The sequence below is a fragment of the Burkholderia sp. BC1 genome (assembly GCF_052683555.1).
The window spans coordinates 21,645-37,715 of the sequence record NZ_JBQYLP010000014.1 but is presented as its reverse complement, the minus strand read 5'-3'; the positions used below and the strand labels follow the sequence as shown (position 1 = coordinate 37,715).

The 16,071-nt window shown below is 67.4% G+C and carries 11 protein-coding genes; 7 read left to right on the top strand and 4 right to left on the bottom strand.

The features are described 5' to 3' along the window. Nucleotides 1–47: 47 nt before the first annotated feature. The 4 genes from ACSHSS_RS09510 to ACSHSS_RS09495 form a co-directional block, all read right to left on the bottom strand. Nucleotides 48–518, bottom strand: coding sequence for an Lrp/AsnC family transcriptional regulator (locus ACSHSS_RS09510; protein WP_006401179.1), 471 nt, complete (start codon nucleotides 516–518; stop codon nucleotides 48–50). A 192-nt stretch (nucleotides 519–710) separates the two neighbouring features. Next, nucleotides 711–1,352: an NAD(P)-dependent oxidoreductase gene (locus ACSHSS_RS09505; protein WP_445544868.1), complete on the bottom strand. Its 642-nt coding sequence runs from the start codon at nucleotides 1,350–1,352 to the stop codon at nucleotides 711–713. Between the two features lie 114 nt (nucleotides 1,353–1,466). After that, nucleotides 1,467–1,922: an Rrf2 family transcriptional regulator gene (locus tag ACSHSS_RS09500; RefSeq protein WP_006407535.1), complete on the bottom strand. Its 456-nt coding sequence runs from the start codon at nucleotides 1,920–1,922 to the stop codon at nucleotides 1,467–1,469. An 87-nt stretch (nucleotides 1,923–2,009) separates the two neighbouring features. Beyond that, nucleotides 2,010–2,438 (bottom strand): hypothetical protein, encoded by a 429-nt coding sequence (locus ACSHSS_RS09495; RefSeq protein ID WP_105843686.1) that lies wholly within the window; start codon nucleotides 2,436–2,438, stop codon nucleotides 2,010–2,012. Nucleotides 2,439–2,625: 187 nt separating this feature from the next. On the opposite strand from ACSHSS_RS09495, the gene ACSHSS_RS09490 reads away from it, so the two are divergent. From ACSHSS_RS09490 to ACSHSS_RS09460, 7 genes are all read left to right on the top strand, one after another. Further along, a complete protein-coding gene (locus tag ACSHSS_RS09490) occupies nucleotides 2,626–2,961 on the top strand; it encodes a hypothetical protein (RefSeq protein ID WP_369716818.1) in 336 nt (111 codons plus the stop codon). 303 nt (nucleotides 2,962–3,264) lie between these two features. Next, the gene (locus ACSHSS_RS09485) at nucleotides 3,265–4,458 is read left to right on the top strand and encodes an ammonium transporter (protein ID WP_445544867.1); all 1,194 of its coding nucleotides are present in this window, start codon (nucleotides 3,265–3,267) and stop codon (nucleotides 4,456–4,458) included. Nucleotides 4,459–4,647: 189 nt separating this feature from the next. Then, a complete protein-coding gene (locus tag ACSHSS_RS09480) occupies nucleotides 4,648–6,609 on the top strand; it encodes a PhoX family protein (protein WP_445544866.1) in 1,962 nt (653 codons plus the stop codon). Between the two features lie 569 nt (nucleotides 6,610–7,178). After that, the gene (locus ACSHSS_RS09475) at nucleotides 7,179–7,994 is read left to right on the top strand and encodes an IclR family transcriptional regulator (protein ID WP_105826085.1); all 816 of its coding nucleotides are present in this window, start codon (nucleotides 7,179–7,181) and stop codon (nucleotides 7,992–7,994) included. Between the two features lie 245 nt (nucleotides 7,995–8,239). Further along, nucleotides 8,240–9,592: an MdtA/MuxA family multidrug efflux RND transporter periplasmic adaptor subunit gene (locus ACSHSS_RS09470; RefSeq protein WP_059782040.1), complete on the top strand. Its 1,353-nt coding sequence runs from the start codon at nucleotides 8,240–8,242 to the stop codon at nucleotides 9,590–9,592. 15 nt (nucleotides 9,593–9,607) lie between these two features. Next, nucleotides 9,608–12,721, top strand: coding sequence for an MdtB/MuxB family multidrug efflux RND transporter permease subunit (locus tag ACSHSS_RS09465; RefSeq protein WP_059782039.1), 3,114 nt, complete (start codon nucleotides 9,608–9,610; stop codon nucleotides 12,719–12,721). 3 nt (nucleotides 12,722–12,724) lie between these two features. Beyond that, nucleotides 12,725–16,033, top strand: coding sequence for an efflux RND transporter permease subunit (locus ACSHSS_RS09460; RefSeq protein WP_012213748.1), 3,309 nt, complete (start codon nucleotides 12,725–12,727; stop codon nucleotides 16,031–16,033). Nucleotides 16,034–16,071 lie beyond the last annotated feature (38 nt).

Here is a 16,071-nt window from a genome sequence, read left to right as displayed (position 1 = left end):
GCTGCGGGCGATGCGGCGGACGGTGGACGGTGGGCAGCGGGCCGACGCTAGGCGGGCTCCGCGAGATCGCGCACCGGCAGCGCGGTCGAATACTTGATCTGCTCCATCGCGAACGACGAGCTCACGTCGAAGAGCGGCACTGTGCGGATCAGTTGTTTATAGACGCGGTCGTAATCGTCGATACCCGCCACGACGACGCGCAGCAGATAGTCGGTCTCGCCGCTCATCCGATACACCTCGACCACCTCCGGCATGTCGCGCACCGCCTGTGTGAAACGCTGCGCCCACTCCTCGGTGTGCTGGTTCGTGCGGATCGCGACGAACACGGTCGTGCCGACACCGAGCTTGCGCGGATCGCAGAGCGCGACCTGCGCGCGGATCGCGCCCGTTTCCTTCAGCCGCTGCACGCGCTTCCAGCACGGCGTCTGCGACAGATTCACGCGTTGCGCGAGTTCCGCAATCGGCAATGTCGCGTCGGTCTGCAACAGTTCCAGCAGCTTGCGGTCGATTGCATCCATTTCTCCAGTCCCCTGCCGATAGAAATTTATTCTATGCATTGCCCATGACGGGGAACGATATGCAATCCGGTTCGCGGCGTCGACCGGGATAAACACCGATCGGACGAATACGTACGCGTGTCCGCGCGATCGGCGCGGCCTCGATGCCGCGAACCGGCGCCGGCGGCCGCACGCCGCCGGCCGGCGCGCCGCTCAGTACGCGACCGTCGCGATCTCGCGCACGAACCGGCGCTGCTCGAGCGCATCGACGAACGCGACCGCGTAGTCTTCGGCGGAAATCCGGCTCGCGCCGTTCGCGTCGACGATCAGCTTGCCGGTGCCGGTGCGGAACGTGCCGGTGCGTTCGCCCGGCGCGATCAGCGCGGCCGGCGCGAAGAACGTCCAGTCGAGATCGTCGACGGTCTTCAGATAATCGAGCGCGTCGCGGTGCGCGAGCGCGACGGCCTTGTACTCGGCCGGAAACCCTTCGGTGTCGACGAGCTGCTTGCCGGGCGCGACCTCGAGCGAACCGGCGCCGCCGACGACGACCACGCGTTTGAGCCCGGCGCGACGTGCGCCCTCGACCAGCGCCTTCACGGCCGCGACGACGTTCGCCGCATCGTCCTGCTTCGGACCGTACGCGCTTGCCACGACGTCGTGGCCCGGCAGCGCGGCCGCGACGCTCGCCGGATCGAACAGGTCGGCCGCTTGCGCGGTGATGCCGTCGCCGGCCGCGCCCGGACGGCGCGACAGCGCGGTCACGCGATGCCCGCGTCGCGCCGCTTCGGCCGCGATGCGCGAGCCGATCATGCCCGTTGCGCCGAACAGCGCGATATTCAAGGACCGTTGCGTCATGTCGATTCTCCCGAACAAATGTAACGTAGCTGATTACATATAAGACCGCAAAAAACGGGGCGACCGCCCCGCACGTGCCGACGCCGACTGCCTGCGTCGTGTATTGCCGCTGCCCTACCCGCCCGCGCCGGCCGCGCGCGGGCCGCGCCGCTCTGCGTCGAGCACGTCGACCGTCACGTCGGCCAGCGTGCGCGAGGCGAGCGACGCTTCCATCGCACGCTGCGCGTCGCCGATATAGCCGGTCAGCACGCCCTGGATATGCCGCCCGACGAGACACGCGGGATTCGGCGCCTCGCGGTGCAGCGCGAACAGTTGCGCATCGTCGACCGCGCGATAGACGTCGAGCAGCGTGATCTCGCCCGGCTCGCGCGCGAGCAGCGCGCCGCCGCCCGCGCCGAGCTGCGACGTGGTGAGCCCCGCCGCCGCGAGCATCGAGAGCAGCCGGCGGATCAGCGCCGGATTCGTGTTCACGCTGCCGGCGATGATGTCGGACGATAGCGGCACGCCTTCCTGCATCGACAGCAAGGCGAGCACGTGAACGGCAAACGCGAAGCGGCTGCTGGTATTCATTCCACACTCACTCGACGCCGTCGCGCAACGCGGCGGCTCAATATGTAACCATGATAATTACAGTTCATGGATTCCGCAAGCGACGCGTCACGGATTGCTGGCCGGCTTGGCGCCCGCCGCATTCTGCTGACTCCACTGCTGAAGCTTCTTGCCGGCCTCCGCGAGCTTCGCGCCCGCTTCGGATGCCGCATGCGCGACGACCGCGGACGCCGCCGCGTCGATCTGCGCCTGCGCGGCCGACGCAAGACCGCTCGCGGACAAAGGCGGCACGGCCGATGCGGCCGACGCGATACCGGCCTTCGCCGCGTCGATCTGCTGGCTGACGGTGCTCGCGACCTGATCGAGCGCCTGCGCCGCGTGGCTGGCTGCATCGGCGGCCGCGCTCGCGGCCGTATCGGGTTGCGTGGCCGGCGCGCTCGATTTCTCGCAGCCCGCAAGCGCGAACACCGCAGCGGCCGCGACGGCCGTCAACACCGCACCGCGCATCAGGCGCATCGGCAAAGTCTTCATCTTCATCGGCGATCTGTAGCCGCATCGCGCGGCCTGCATGGTTGAACCGACGTCGATGATACCGCCTCTGCGTAGGCGTCAGCCGGCGCCGGATTAAAAACGGCTTTCAATTTCAGACTCATCCGATTCAATTGCGTGCGCGCGGCGCTTAAAGTTTGCGCCGTCGAATCCTCCGTTCCGTCCGTCACCGTCCATGCATTTCCTCGTCAATTGGCTGATCGCGCTCGCCGCGCTACTCGCCGCCGCGCTGTTCATGTGCCTGCGACCGTCGCGGGCGCGCGGCGTCTCGACTGCCGGCCGCGCGCGGCGGTTCGCGTGTGCACGCCTCGTCGTCCAGGCGGTGACCGGATTCTGGGCCGCCGCGCTGATGATCGCGCGGGCGCTGCTCGACGGCGCGGCGGCCGGCGCGTCGCCGGCCGGCTTTGCGGCACTCACGTTCGGCGCGCTCGGGATCGCGACGCTCGCCGGCTATTGGTGCATATGCGCCCGGCGGCTGCGATGGCCACGCCGGCTGTTCTCAGGCCGCTGACGCGCGCGCACACCACCGGCCCACGCACCGCCTCGCCGCGCCACCTCGCCGCGCCCCGAAGCTGCGCACGCGCGCGCACCACCACGCATCGCGACGCACCACATCGCCGCTATCACGCACCAGTTGCGAGCCGGCCGCACCACCTGCGTGCAACACGCGCCGCACGCGGAGACAACCACGGCGCGGTGCGATGCACGCGCCTGCCGCGCCGCACGGCGCTTCGCACCAACGCCACGCATGCACTCCCCAACTTGGCTCGATACTTGCATTCGTTGCCCGTTTTTTGAGCAAGGAAGCCTCCGCATGGACGGTATGAAATCCGGCGTCGACACACTGTTCCTGTTGATCGGCGCCGTCATGGTGCTCGCGATGCACGCGGGCTTCGCGTTTCTCGAACTCGGCACGGTGCGCAAGAAGAATCAGGTGAACGCGCTCGTGAAGATCCTCGTCGACTTCTCGGTGTCGACGCTCGCGTATTTCTTCATCGGCTATACGATCGCCTACGGCGTCGAGTTCTTCGACGACATCGGCACGTTGTCGCAGCACAGCGGCTATGCGCTCGTGCGGTTCTTCTTTCTGCTGACCTTCGCGGCCGCGATTCCCGCGATCGTCTCCGGCGGCATCGCCGAGCGCGCGAAATTCAATCCGCAGCTCGTCGCGACGCTGATCATCGTCGGCTTCATCTATCCGTTCTTCGAAGGCATCGCCTGGAACGAGCGCTATGGCGTGCAGGCCTGGCTCGCGCACGCGTTCGGCGCACCGTTCCACGATTTCGCGGGCTCGGTCGTCGTGCACGCGTTCGGCGGTTGGGTCGCGCTGCCGGCCGTGCTGCTGCTCGGCGCGCGCCACGGCCGCTACGCGAAGGACGGCCGCATCGCCGCGCATCCGCCGTCGAACATTCCGTTTCTCGCGCTCGGCGCATGGGTGCTCGCGGTCGGCTGGTTCGGCTTCAACGTGATGAGCGCGCAGACGCTCGACAAGATCAGCGGCCTCGTCGCCGTGAACTCGCTGATGGCGATGGTCGGCGGCACGCTCGCCGCGTGGCTCGCGGGACGCAACGATCCGGGCTTCACGTACAACGGTCCGCTCGCCGGCCTCGTCGCTGTGTGCGCGGGCTCCGACGTGATGCATCCGATCGGTGCGCTCGTGACGGGCGCGGCCGCCGGCGCGCTGTTCGTCGCGATGTTCACGTGCGTGCAGAACAAGTGGCGCATCGACGACGTGCTCGGCGTGTGGCCGCTGCACGGCTTGTGCGGCGCGCTCGGCGGCATCGCGGCCGGCATCTTCGGGCTGCCCGCGCTCGGCGGCCTCGGCGGCGTCGCGTTCATGTCGCAGTTGATCGGCACGCTCGGCGGCATCGCGATCGCCAGTGTCGGCGGTACGCTCGTCTACGGCGCGCTGAAGGCGACCGTCGGCCTGCGGCTCGATCGCGAAGCGGAGTTCGACGGCGCGGATCTGTCGATCCATCGGATCACGGCGACGCCCGAACGCGACTGACGCGACGCGCGCCGCACGCGTTCGCAGCGGTGCGCCGACGCACGCTCGATACGCATTACGTTTTCAATTCAAAAAACTTTCATCGAGCGTCCCTACACTTCCGTCCAGTTTTCAACCTGCCTTCGCGAAGCTTGCCGTCCGGCCGGCTTCGCGAACGCCATTCTTTCCACACCTGAAACTGGACTCGACATGCCCGCGTTGCCCAATGCTTCCCGTCGCCATGCCCTGAAGATCCTTGCCGGCGCTCCGATGCTGCCGCTTTCCGGCCTCGCGCTGCCGGCGCTGCTGACGGGTTGCGGCGGCGACGACGATCAGCCCGCCACGACGCCCACGGCGGCCGCCTACGCGGCGGCGACGTTCTCGTCGATGGCCGCCCCGACGCTCGACAACGCGGCGGCAATGGCGACGACGACGGTCGGCTCGACGCTGTCGGTGTCGTTCTCGGACGGCTCGTCGCGCAACTTCAAGCTCGCCTACCGGCCGTTCTTCGTGACCGGCGACATGGTGCCGGACGGCAAAGGCGGCACGATCCTCGCGGGCGGCTACTACGACATCAACAATCAGCCGATCATCGACCGCTCGGTGCCCGGCAAGGAACGCCAGTTCTATTCGGACTGCCCGGACGGCAGCTCGCTGCTCACGCTGAAGAATGCGAACGTGCCCGGTGTGAAGGGCAACACGGTGTTCGCGGTCGTGCAGTTCGAATACACGACGCGCGATCAGGCGAGCGTGTCGCAGTACGGCCAGCTGCCGTCGCCGATCGCGGTGCTGACGCTCGATCAGGATCCGGCCACCGGCACGCTGAAGCTCGTCAAGTATCACAACGTCGACACGTCGAGCGCGCACGGCCTCTGGATCACGTGCGGCGCGAGCCTGTCGCCGTGGGGCACGCATCTGTCGAGCGAGGAATACGAGCCGGACGCGACGAAGGCCGCGACCGACGCGCAGTTCAAGGCGTTCAGCAAGAACACGTTCGGCGACGAGACGAAGGCGAACCCCTACCACTACGGCCATCTGCCCGAAATCACCGTGAATCCGGACGGCACCGGCACCGTGAAGAAGCACTACTGTCTCGGCCGCATTTCGCACGAGCTGATCCAGGTGATGCCCGACCAGCGCACCGTGATGATGGGCGACGACGCGACCAACGGCGGCCTGTTCATGTTCGTCGCCGACAAGGCGGCCGACCTGTCGGCCGGCACGCTCTACGTCGCGAAGTGGGCGCAGACGTCGTCCGCCGGCGCAGGCAGCGCGACGCTCACGTGGATCCGGATCGGCCACGCGACGAGCAGCGAGATCGAATCGCTCGCGAACACGCTGAAGGCGTCGGACATCATGGATCTCGCGACGACCGACCCGAACGATGCGAGCTACACGAAGATCCACTTCGGCGGCAAGTTCAACTGGATCCGCATCAAGCCCGGGATGGAAAAGGCGGCCGCGTTCCTCGAAACGCACCGCTACGCCGCGCTGATCGGCGGCAGCATGGCCTTCACGAAGCTCGAAGGCACGACCGTGAACGCGAAGGACAAGATCGTCTACACGGCGATGTCGCGGATCGAGACGTCGATGGTCAAGGGCAACGCGGTGTCGCGCGACGTCGCGCTCGACGCGAAGATCGCCGCGGGCGCCGTCTATGCGCTGAACCTGAAGGCCGGGCAGCGCGACACGTCGGGCGCCGCGATCGACAGCGAGTGGGTGCCGGTCGACATGGCCGCGCCGGCGGCGCTGGTCGGCGAGGATCTCGCGACGGCGGATGTACTCGGCAACCTCGCGAATCCGGACAAGATCGCGAACCCGGACAACCTGAAGTTCTCGGAAAAGCTGCGCACGCTGTTCATCGGCGAGGACTCGGGGATGCACGTGAACAACTTCCTGTGGGCCTACCACGTCGACACCAAGACGCTCTCGCGCGTGCTGTCGTGCCCGGCCGGCGCCGAATCGACGGGCCTGCATGCCGTCGACGAAATCAACGGCTGGACCTACATCATGAGCAACTTCCAGCACGCGGGCGACTGGGAATCGCCGCTGCACGACAAGGTCAAGCCCGTGCTCGATCCGCTCGTGCGCGCGAACTACAAGGACCGCTTCGGCGCGAGCGTCGGCTATCTGACGGCCGAGCAGACCAGCATCCAACTCGCGAAGGGCTGAACCCGGCCCCGCGGCGCGCGGGACGCGCCGCCTTCGCGATCACGTTTCATTCGTCGGCGCTCCACGCCGGTTCATGCGCGATGCCCTTGCGGGCGTCGCGCTTTTTTTTGCGCGCGCCGGACGCACCGCGCCGAGCATGCGCGGCCGCGCCGGGACAGGCCCGCGCGCCGGACGCGCGATAATACGGCGCCGACGCGCCGGCGCACACGCAAAAAAAAAAAGCGCCACGGAGACCGTGGCGCTAAAAAAGTTCTAGCCATTCCGAGGGCCGTGCTAGAACCTGAGAGACTGCACGAAACACCGTTGCCGGTTAAACTCCTGAAACGATGTTTCGAAAACGTGAGACATTCTTTCCGTTTCCGCGGAACAAGTCAAGCGGTATTTGCACCGTCTCATGCACTTTTCAGCGACGCCGATGTGAGGGTTTTCCTAATAAACCAAGGGTCAACCCGTAAAGTTTCATCGCATGAACGGTTCATTCGGCGAACATGCATCTTTTGACAATCATCTGACAATATTAAGTAAACTGAAATAGAGTTTCGGAAATAGAGAGAACGCCTCGTGTCGACATCTGTCATCCCCCCGCTCCCCGAGAACGCGAATCGTCGCCGGACGAAATCACCGCGCTCGCGCGCGGCCTTGCGGTGCTGCGCCGCATCGCGGCCGCCGACGCGCCCGTCAGCAACCGCGAATTGACCGAGCTGACCGGCATTCCGAAGCCCACCGTGTCGCGCATCACCGCGACGCTCGTCAGCGCCGGCTTCCTGTTCCAGCTGCCGGACAGCGAGCGCTTCGTGCTGACCGCGTCGGTGCTCGAGCTGAGCCATGGTTTCCTGCGCAACTTCGACATCCGCGCGCGCTCGCGGCCGTTCATGATCGAGCTTGCCGAGCGCACGTCGCTGTCCGTGCACCTCGCGGTGCGCGACCGGCTCGACATGGTCGCGATCGACGTGATCCGCCCGCGCTCGGCGGTGCTCGTCACGCGGCTCGAGATCGGTTCGCGGATGGACATCGCGCGCACGGCGGTCGGCCGCGCGTATCTCGCCGCGCTCGAGGACGACGAGCGACGTGCGCTGCTCGACGCACTGCGCGCGACGGCGGGCGACGACTGGCCGCACGTGTTCGCGCGGCTCAATCCGGCGCTCGACGACGCGATGCGCGACGGCCACGCGATCGCGATCGGCGAATGGCGCGAAGGGCTCAACGCGGTCGCGGCCGGTTTCGTCGGGCCGTCCGGCCAGCGCTATTCGGTGAACTGCGGCGGCGCATCGCACCAGTGCCCGCCCGAATGGTTGCGCGAACACGTGGTGCCGGCGCTGCACGAATGCATCGCCAAGATCACGCGCGAGATCGGCGGCGCACCGGCGCGGCGCGTCGCCGCGTAAGCGTGCCGTCATCGTTTCGTCGTCTTCTGTAACGACCGTAACCCGTTGAAAGATAGAGCACTGGACTGTAACGGGGACGGGACGTAGCATCATGCCCAATCGTCGCACCGGTTCGTCGGTGCGCACCGCTCTTTCCCGCGCGGGCGGGACGCGCCCGGGCCGAGCCGGCCGCCTCCGATACGCCCGCATGCCGCCCTCGCAGTGCGTTCCCCGGCACGCCCGCGCCGTCTTCCTGACAGAACACGATGGACAACCAACAAAAGCCCACGCCCCCTTCGAACGATCCCGCTCCCGCTGCCGCACGACGTTCGCGCCGCAGGCTCACAGCCGCGGCGCTCGCCGTCGTCGTCATCGGCGGCCTGCTGTGGTGGCATCCGTGGAACCGCACGCCGGCCGGCAAACCGGCCGCCGGCAGCGCGGCCAGCAGCGCAGGCGGCGGCCATCGCGGCCGCGGCGGGCCCGCTGCGATGGCGAACGTGCCGCAGCCCGTGCAGGTCGCGGCCGCGACGCGCGGCGAGATGCCGGTCGTGCTGAGCGCGCTCGGCACCGTGACGCCGCTCGCGAACGTGACGGTCAAGACGCAGTTGTCCGGCTATCTGCAGTCGGTCGCGTTCAAGGAAGGCCAGATCGTCAAGAAAGGCGACCTGCTCGCGCAGATCGACCCGCGCCCGTATCAGGTCGCGCTCGAGAACGCCGAAGGCACGCTCGCACGCGATCAGGCGCTGCTCGCGACCGCGCGCCTCGACCTGAAGCGCTACCGCACGCTGCTGTCGCAGGATTCGATCGCATCGCAGACGGTCGACACGCAGGCATCGCTGGTCAAGCAGTACGAAGGCACCGTGAAGACCGATCAGGCCGCGGTCGATTCGGCGAAGCTGAACCTCACGTACGCGCGCATCACCGCGCCGGTGTCGGGCCGCGTCGGCCTGCGCCAGGTCGATCCGGGCAACTACGTGACGCCCGGCGACACGAACGGAATCGTCGTGATCACGCAGCTGCAGCCGATGAGCGTGATCTTCACGACCTCGGAAGACAACCTGCCGCAGATCCTCAAGCAGGTCAACGCGGGCCAGAAGCTGTCGGTCACCGCGTACAACCGCAACAACACGATTCCGCTCGAGACCGGCTCGCTCGAAACGCTCGACAACCAGATCGACACGAGCACCGGCACCGTGAAGCTGCGCGCGACGTTCGATAACAAGGAAGGCCTGCTGTTTCCGAATCAGTTCGTCAACACGCGGCTGCTCGTCGACGTGATCCGCGACGCGACGATCGTGCCGACCTCGGCCGTGCTGACGGGCTCGATCGGCCAGTTCGTCTACATCGTGAAACCGGACAACACGGTCACCGTGCGCAAGGTCAAGGTCGGCCCGGTCGACGGCGAGCGCACGAGCATCGTCGACGGCGTCGCGGTCGGCGAGCGCGTGGTCACCGACGGCTCCGACCGTCTGCGCGAAGGCGCGAAGATCTCGATTCCGGCCGACCAGCCGAAAGGCGCGTCGGGCGCGCACGGCGCGAGCGCGGCGTCGGCGGCGTCGGGCGCGGCCGGCCGTCACGGCGGGCACCGGCACGGTGCGTCGCAGGCAGCGGCCCAATAACGCACGGTCCGCTCGATGAATCCGTCCCGCATCTTCATTCTCCGGCCGGTCGGCACCGCCCTTCTGATGGCGGCGATCATGCTGGCCGGCCTCGTCGCGCTGCGCTTCCTGCCGCTCGCCGCGCTGCCGGAAGTCGACTATCCGACGATCCAGGTCCAGACCTTCTATCCGGGCGCGAGCCCGGAAGTGATGACGTCGTCGGTCACCGCGCCGCTCGAGCGCCAGTTCGGGCAGATGCCGTCGCTGAACCAGATGTCGTCGCAAAGCTCGGCCGGCGCGTCGGTCATCACGCTGCAGTTCTCGCTCGACCTGCCGCTCGACATCGCCGAGCAGGAAGTGCAGGCCGCGATCAACGCGGCCGGCAACCTGCTGCCGTCCGACCTCCCTGCCCCGCCGATCTACGCGAAGGTCAACCCGGCCGATGCGCCCGTGCTGACGCTCGCGGTCACGTCGAAGACGCTGCCGCTCACGCAGGTGCAGGACCTGACCGACACGCGCCTCGCGATGAAGATCTCGCAGATCGCGGGCGTCGGCCTCGTGAGCCTGTCGGGCGGCAACCGCCCGGCCGTGCGGATCCAGGCGAATCCGACCGCGCTCGCGCAGTACGGGATGAACCTCGACGATCTGCGCACGACGATCTCGAACCTGAACGTGAACACGCCGAAGGGCAACTTCGACGGCCCGACACGCGCCTACACGATCAACGCGAACGACCAGCTGACGAGCGCCGATCAGTACAACAGCGCGGTCGTCGCATACAAGAACGGCCGCCCTGTGATGCTGACCGACGTCGCGAAGGTCGTCGCCGGCTCGGAGAACACGAAGCTCGGCGCGTGGGTCAATTCGGAGCCCGCGATCATCCTGAACGTGCAGCGCCAGCCGGGCGCGAACGTGATCGCGACCGTCGACGCGATCAAGGCGCAGTTGCCGAAGCTGCAGGAAACGCTGCCGGCCGCGCTCGACGTGCAGATCGTCACCGATCGCACGACGATGATCCGCGCGGCCGTGCGCGACGTGCAGTTCGAACTGATGCTGTCGGTCGTGCTCGTCGTGCTCGTGATGTACCTGTTCCTCGCGAACGTCTACGCGACGATCATCCCGAGCCTGTCGGTGCCGCTGTCGCTGATCGGCACGCTCGCGGTGATGTATCTCGCGGGCTTCTCGCTGAACAACCTGTCGCTGATGGCGCTGACGATCGCGACCGGCTTCGTCGTCGACGACGCGATCGTGATGATCGAGAACATCGCGCGCTACGTCGAGGAAGGCGATTCGGGCCTCGAGGCCGCGCTGAAGGGTTCGAAGCAGATCGGCTTCACGATCATCTCGCTGACGGTGTCGCTGATCGCGGTGCTGATCCCGCTGCTGTTCATGGGCGACGTGGTCGGCCGCCTGTTCCACGAATTCGCGATCACGCTCGCCGTGACGATCGTGATCTCGGCGATCGTGTCGCTGACGCTCGTGCCGATGATGTGCGCGAAGCTGCTGCGTCACTCGCCGCCGCCCGAAAGCCATCGTTTCGAGGCGCGCGTGCACCGCACGATCGACTGGGTGATCGCACGCTATGCGGTCGCGCTCGAATGGGTGCTGAACCGGCAGCGCGCGACGCTCGTCGTCGCGCTGCTCACGCTCGCGCTGACCGCGCTGCTGTACGTGTTCGTGCCGAAGGGCTTCTTCCCCGCGCAGGACACGGGCGTGATCCAGGCGATCACGCAGGCGCCGCAGTCGGTATCGTACGGCGCGATGGCCGAGCGGCAGCAGACGCTCGCGAGCGAGATCCTGAAGGACCCGAACGTCGACAGCCTCACGTCGTTCATCGGCGTCGACGGCTCGAACATCACGCTGAACAGCGGCCGGATGCTGATCAACCTGAAGCCGCGCGACGAACGTTCGGAGACGGCCGCGCAGATCATCCGCGACCTGCAGCAGCGCGTCGCGAACGTGACGGGCATTTCGCTGTTCATGCAGTCCGTGCAGGACTTGACGATCGATTCGACGGTGAGCCCGACGCAGTATCAGTTCATGCTGACGAGCCCGAACGCGGACGAGTTCGCGACCTGGGTGCCGAAGCTCGTCACGCGGCTGCAGCAGGAGCCGTCGCTCGCGGACGTCGCGACCGACCTGCAGAGCAACGGCCAGTCGGTCTATATCGAGATCGACCGCGCGAGCGCCGCGCGCTTCGGCGTCACGCCCGCGACGGTCGACAACGCGCTGTACGACGCGTTCGGCCAGCGCATCGTCTCGACGATCTTCACGCAGTCGAACCAGTACCGCGTGATTCTCGAGTCGGAGCCGAAGGACCAGCACTACGTGCAATCGCTGAACGACATCTATCTGCCGTCGGCAGGCGGCGGCCAGGTGCCGCTGTCGTCGATCGCGACCTTCCACGAGCGGCCGTCGCCGCTGCTCGTGTCGCATCTGTCGCAGTTCCCGTCGACGACGATCTCGTTCAACCTCGCGCCGGGCGCGTCGCTCGGCGAAGCCGTCAAGGCGATCCAGGCCGCCGAAAAGGAGATCGGCTTGCCCGGCTCGTTCCAGACGCGCTTCCAGGGCGCGGCGCTCGCGTTCCAGGCGTCGCTGTCGAACCAGCTGTTCCTGATCCTCGCGGCCGTGGTGACGATGTACATCGTGCTCGGCGTGCTGTACGAGAGCTACATCCATCCGATCACGATCCTGTCGACGCTGCCGTCGGCCGGCGTCGGCGCGCTGCTCGCGCTGATGATCACGGGGCACGATCTCGACATCATCGGCATCATCGGCATCGTGCTGCTGATCGGCATCGTGAAGAAGAACGCGATCATGATGATCGACTTCGCGCTCGAGGCCGAACGCGTCGAAGGCAAGCCGCCGCGCGAAGCGATCTATCAGGCGTGCCTGCTGCGCTTCCGGCCGATCCTGATGACGACGCTCGCCGCGCTGCTCGGCGCGGTGCCGCTGATCGTCGGCTCGGGCGCGGGCTCCGAGCTGCGTCAGCCGCTCGGGATCGCGATCGCCGGCGGCCTGATCGTGTCGCAGGTGCTCACGCTGTTCACGACGCCGGTCATCTATCTCGGCTTCGACGCACTCGCGCGCCGCGCGCGCGGCTGGTTCGAACGCCACGGCCCGGCGGCCGGCACGCGCACGGATGCGTAAGCCATGAACCTGTCGCGCCCTTTCATCACGCGTCCCGTCGCGACCACGCTGCTCGCGCTCGGCGTCGCGCTCGCGGGGCTGTTCGCGTTCGTCAAGCTGCCGGTGTCGCCGCTGCCGCAGGTCGACTTCCCGACGATCTCCGTGCAGGCGTCGCTGCCGGGTGCGAGCCCCGAGACCGTCGCGACCAGCGTGACGAGCCCGCTCGAGCGGCACCTCGGATCGATCGCCGACGTCACCGAAATGACGTCGACCAGCACCGTCGGCAACGCGCGGATCATCCTGCAGTTCGGGCTGAACCGCGACATCGACGGCGCCGCGCGCGACGTGCAGGCGGCGATCAACGCGGCACGCGCCGACCTGCCCGCCGCGCTGAAAAGCAACCCGACCTACCGGAAGGTGAACCCGGCCGACTCGCCGATCATGATCGTGTCGCTGACGTCCGACACCGCGTCGCCGGCGCGCTTGTACGACGCGGCCTCGACGGTGCTGCAGCAGTCGCTGTCGCAGATCGACGGGATCGGCCAGGTCACCGTCAGCGGCTCCGCGAATCCGGCCGTGCGCGTCGAGCTCGAGCCGCAGGCGCTGTTCCACTACGGCATCGGGCTCGAAGACGTGCGCGCGGCGCTCGCATCCGCGAACGCGAACAGCCCGAAAGGCGCGATCGAGTTCGGGCCGCAGCACTACCAGCTCTACACGAACGATCAGGCATCGCAGGCGTCGCAGTATCGCGATCTCGTCGTCGCGTACCGCAACGGCGCGGGCGTGCGGCTGTCCGACCTGTCGGAGGTCGTCGACTCGGTCGAGGATCTGCGCAACCTCGGGCTGTCGAACGGCAAGCGCGCGGTGCTCGTGATCCTGTACCGGTCGCCGGGCGCGAACATCATCGACACGATCGATCGCGTGCGCGCCGCGCTGCCGCAGCTGACCGCATCGCTGCCGGCCGATATCACGGTGACGCCCGTGCTCGACCGCTCGACGACGATCCGCGCCTCGCTGAAGGACACCGAGCACACGCTGCTGATCGCGGTGAGCCTCGTGGTGATGGTCGTGTTCCTGTTCCTGCGCAACTGGCGCGCGACGCTGATCCCGAGCGTCGCGGTGCCGATCTCGATCATCGGCACGTTCGGCGCGATGTACCTGCTCGGCTTCTCGATCGACAACCTGTCGCTGATGGCGCTGATCGTTGCGACCGGCTTCGTCGTCGACGATGCGATCGTCGTGCTCGAGAACATCGCGCGCCACATCGAGAACGGCAAGCCGCGGCTGCAGGCCGCATTCGACGGCGCGCGCGAAGTCGGCTTCACGGTGCTGTCGATGAGCATCTCGCTCGTCGCCGTGTTCCTGCCGATCCTGCTGATGGGCGGCATCGTCGGGCGCCTGTTCCGCGAATTCGCGCTGACGCTGTCGCTCGCGATCGCGGTGTCGCTCGCGGTCTCGCTGACCGTCACGCCGATGATGTGCGCGCGCCTGCTGCCGGAGCGGCACGAGGCGCGCGAAGAAGGCCGCTTCGCGCGCTTTCTCGAACGCTGCTTCGCGCGGATGCAGCGCGGCTACGAGCGCTCGCTGTCGTGGGCGCTGAGCCGGCCGCTGCTGATCCTGCTGATCCTGTTCGCGACGATCGGGCTCAACGTCTATCTCTACGTGATCGTGCCGAAAGGCTTCTTCCCGCAGCAGGACACGGGCCTGATGATCGGCGGGATCCGCGCGGACCAGGCGACCTCGTTCCAGGCGATGAAGCAGAAGTTCACCGAGATGATGCGCATCGTGCAGAGCAACCCGAACGTGAAGAGCGCGGCGGGCTTCACGGGCGGCACGCAGACCAACTCGGGCTTCATGTTCGTCACGCTGAAGGACCGCAGCGAGCGCAAGGTATCGGCCGATCAGGTGATCCAGCAGCTGCGCGGGCCGCTGTCGCGCGTTGCGGGTGCGAGCACGTTCCTGCAGGCCGCGCAGGACATCCGCGTCGGCGGCCGGCAGAGCAATGCGCAATACCAGTTCACGCTGCTCGGCGATTCGAGCGCGGAGCTGTACAAGTGGGGGCCGATTCTGACCGAGGCGCTGCAGAAGCGTCCCGAGCTGACCGACGTGAACTCGGACCAGCAGCAAGGCGGCCTCGAGGCGATGGTGACGATCGACCGCGCCACCGCCGCGCGCCTCGGCATCAAGCCCGCGCAGATCGACAACACGCTGTACGACGCGTTCGGCCAGCGGCAGGTCTCGACGATCTACAACCCGCTGAACCAGTACCACGTCGTGATGGAAGTCGCGCCGAAATACTGGCAGAGCCCCGAGATGCTGAAGCAGGTGTGGATCAGCACGTCGGGCGGCAGCGCGAGCGGCTCGCAGACGACCAACGCGGCAGCCGGCACGTTCGTCGCGACGGCGGCCGGCACGTCGAGCGCCGGCACGGCCGCCACGAGCGCCGCCGCGATCGCGTCCGATTCCGCGCGCAACCAGGCGCTGAACTCGATCGCGTCGAGCGGCAAGTCGAGCGCGTCGGCGGGCGCCGCGGTGTCGACCTCGAAGTCCACGATGATTCCGCTGTCGGCGATCGCGACCTTCGGGCCGAGCACGACGCCGCTGTCGGTCAATCATCAGGGGCTGTTCGTCGCGACGACGATCTCGTTCAACCTGCCGCCCGGCGTGTCGCTGTCGCAGGCCACGCAGGTCATCTACCAGACGATGGCGCAGATCGGCGTACCGCCGACGATCGTCGGCAGCTTCCAGGGCACCGCGCAGGCGTTTCAGCAGTCGATGAACGATCAGCCGATCCTGATCCTCGCCGCGCTGCTCGCCGTCTACATCGTGCTCGGGATCCTGTACGAGAGCTACATCCATCCGATCACGATCCTGTCGACGCTGCCGTCGGCCGGCGTCGGCGCCCTGCTCGCGCTGCTGCTGTTCAAGACCGAGTTCAGCATCATCGCGCTGATCGGCGTGATCCTGCTGATCGGCATCGTGAAGAAGAACGCGATCATGATGGTCGACTTCGCGATCGATCAGACGCGCAACCACGGCAAGTCGTCGTTCGACGCGATCCGCGAGGCGTGTCTGCTGCGCTTCCGGCCGATCATGATGACGACGATGGCCGCGCTGCTCGGCGCGCTGCCGCTCGCGTTCGGCAGCGCGGACGGCGCCGAGCTGCGCGCGCCGCTCGGGATCGCGATCGCCGGCGGCCTGATCATGTCGCAGGTGCTGACGCTCTATACGACGCCGGTCGTCTATCTGTACATGGACCGCCTGCGCGTGTGGGGCGAGAAGCGGCGCAACCGCCGCGGGAATTCGGGCGGGCCGGCGGTAGCAGGCGAATAAGCGCGCACGGCGCACGGGACGAGCGCGCACGCTGCGTC

What these genes read in the sequence shown, in the direction of transcription:
- ACSHSS_RS09485 (WP_445544867.1), top strand. Translation starts at nt 3,265, where the DNA reads ATGGACGGTATGAAATCCGGCGTCGACACACTGTTCCTGTTGATCGGC.
- ACSHSS_RS09460 (WP_012213748.1), top strand. Translation starts at nt 12,725, where the DNA reads ATGAACCTGTCGCGCCCTTTCATCACGCGTCCCGTCGCGACCACGCTG.
- ACSHSS_RS09465 (WP_059782039.1), top strand. Translation starts at nt 9,608, where the DNA reads ATGAATCCGTCCCGCATCTTCATTCTCCGGCCGGTCGGCACCGCCCTT.
- ACSHSS_RS09495 (WP_105843686.1), bottom strand. Translation starts at nt 2,438, where the DNA reads ATGAAGATGAAGACTTTGCCGATGCGCCTGATGCGCGGTGCGGTGTTG.
- ACSHSS_RS09490 (WP_369716818.1), top strand. Translation starts at nt 2,626, where the DNA reads ATGCATTTCCTCGTCAATTGGCTGATCGCGCTCGCCGCGCTACTCGCC.
- ACSHSS_RS09500 (WP_006407535.1), bottom strand. Translation starts at nt 1,922, where the DNA reads ATGAATACCAGCAGCCGCTTCGCGTTTGCCGTTCACGTGCTCGCCTTG.
- ACSHSS_RS09470 (WP_059782040.1), top strand. Translation starts at nt 8,240, where the DNA reads ATGGACAACCAACAAAAGCCCACGCCCCCTTCGAACGATCCCGCTCCC.
- ACSHSS_RS09510 (WP_006401179.1), bottom strand. Translation starts at nt 518, where the DNA reads ATGGATGCAATCGACCGCAAGCTGCTGGAACTGTTGCAGACCGACGCG.
- ACSHSS_RS09480 (WP_445544866.1), top strand. Translation starts at nt 4,648, where the DNA reads ATGCCCGCGTTGCCCAATGCTTCCCGTCGCCATGCCCTGAAGATCCTT.
- ACSHSS_RS09505 (WP_445544868.1), bottom strand. Translation starts at nt 1,352, where the DNA reads ATGACGCAACGGTCCTTGAATATCGCGCTGTTCGGCGCAACGGGCATG.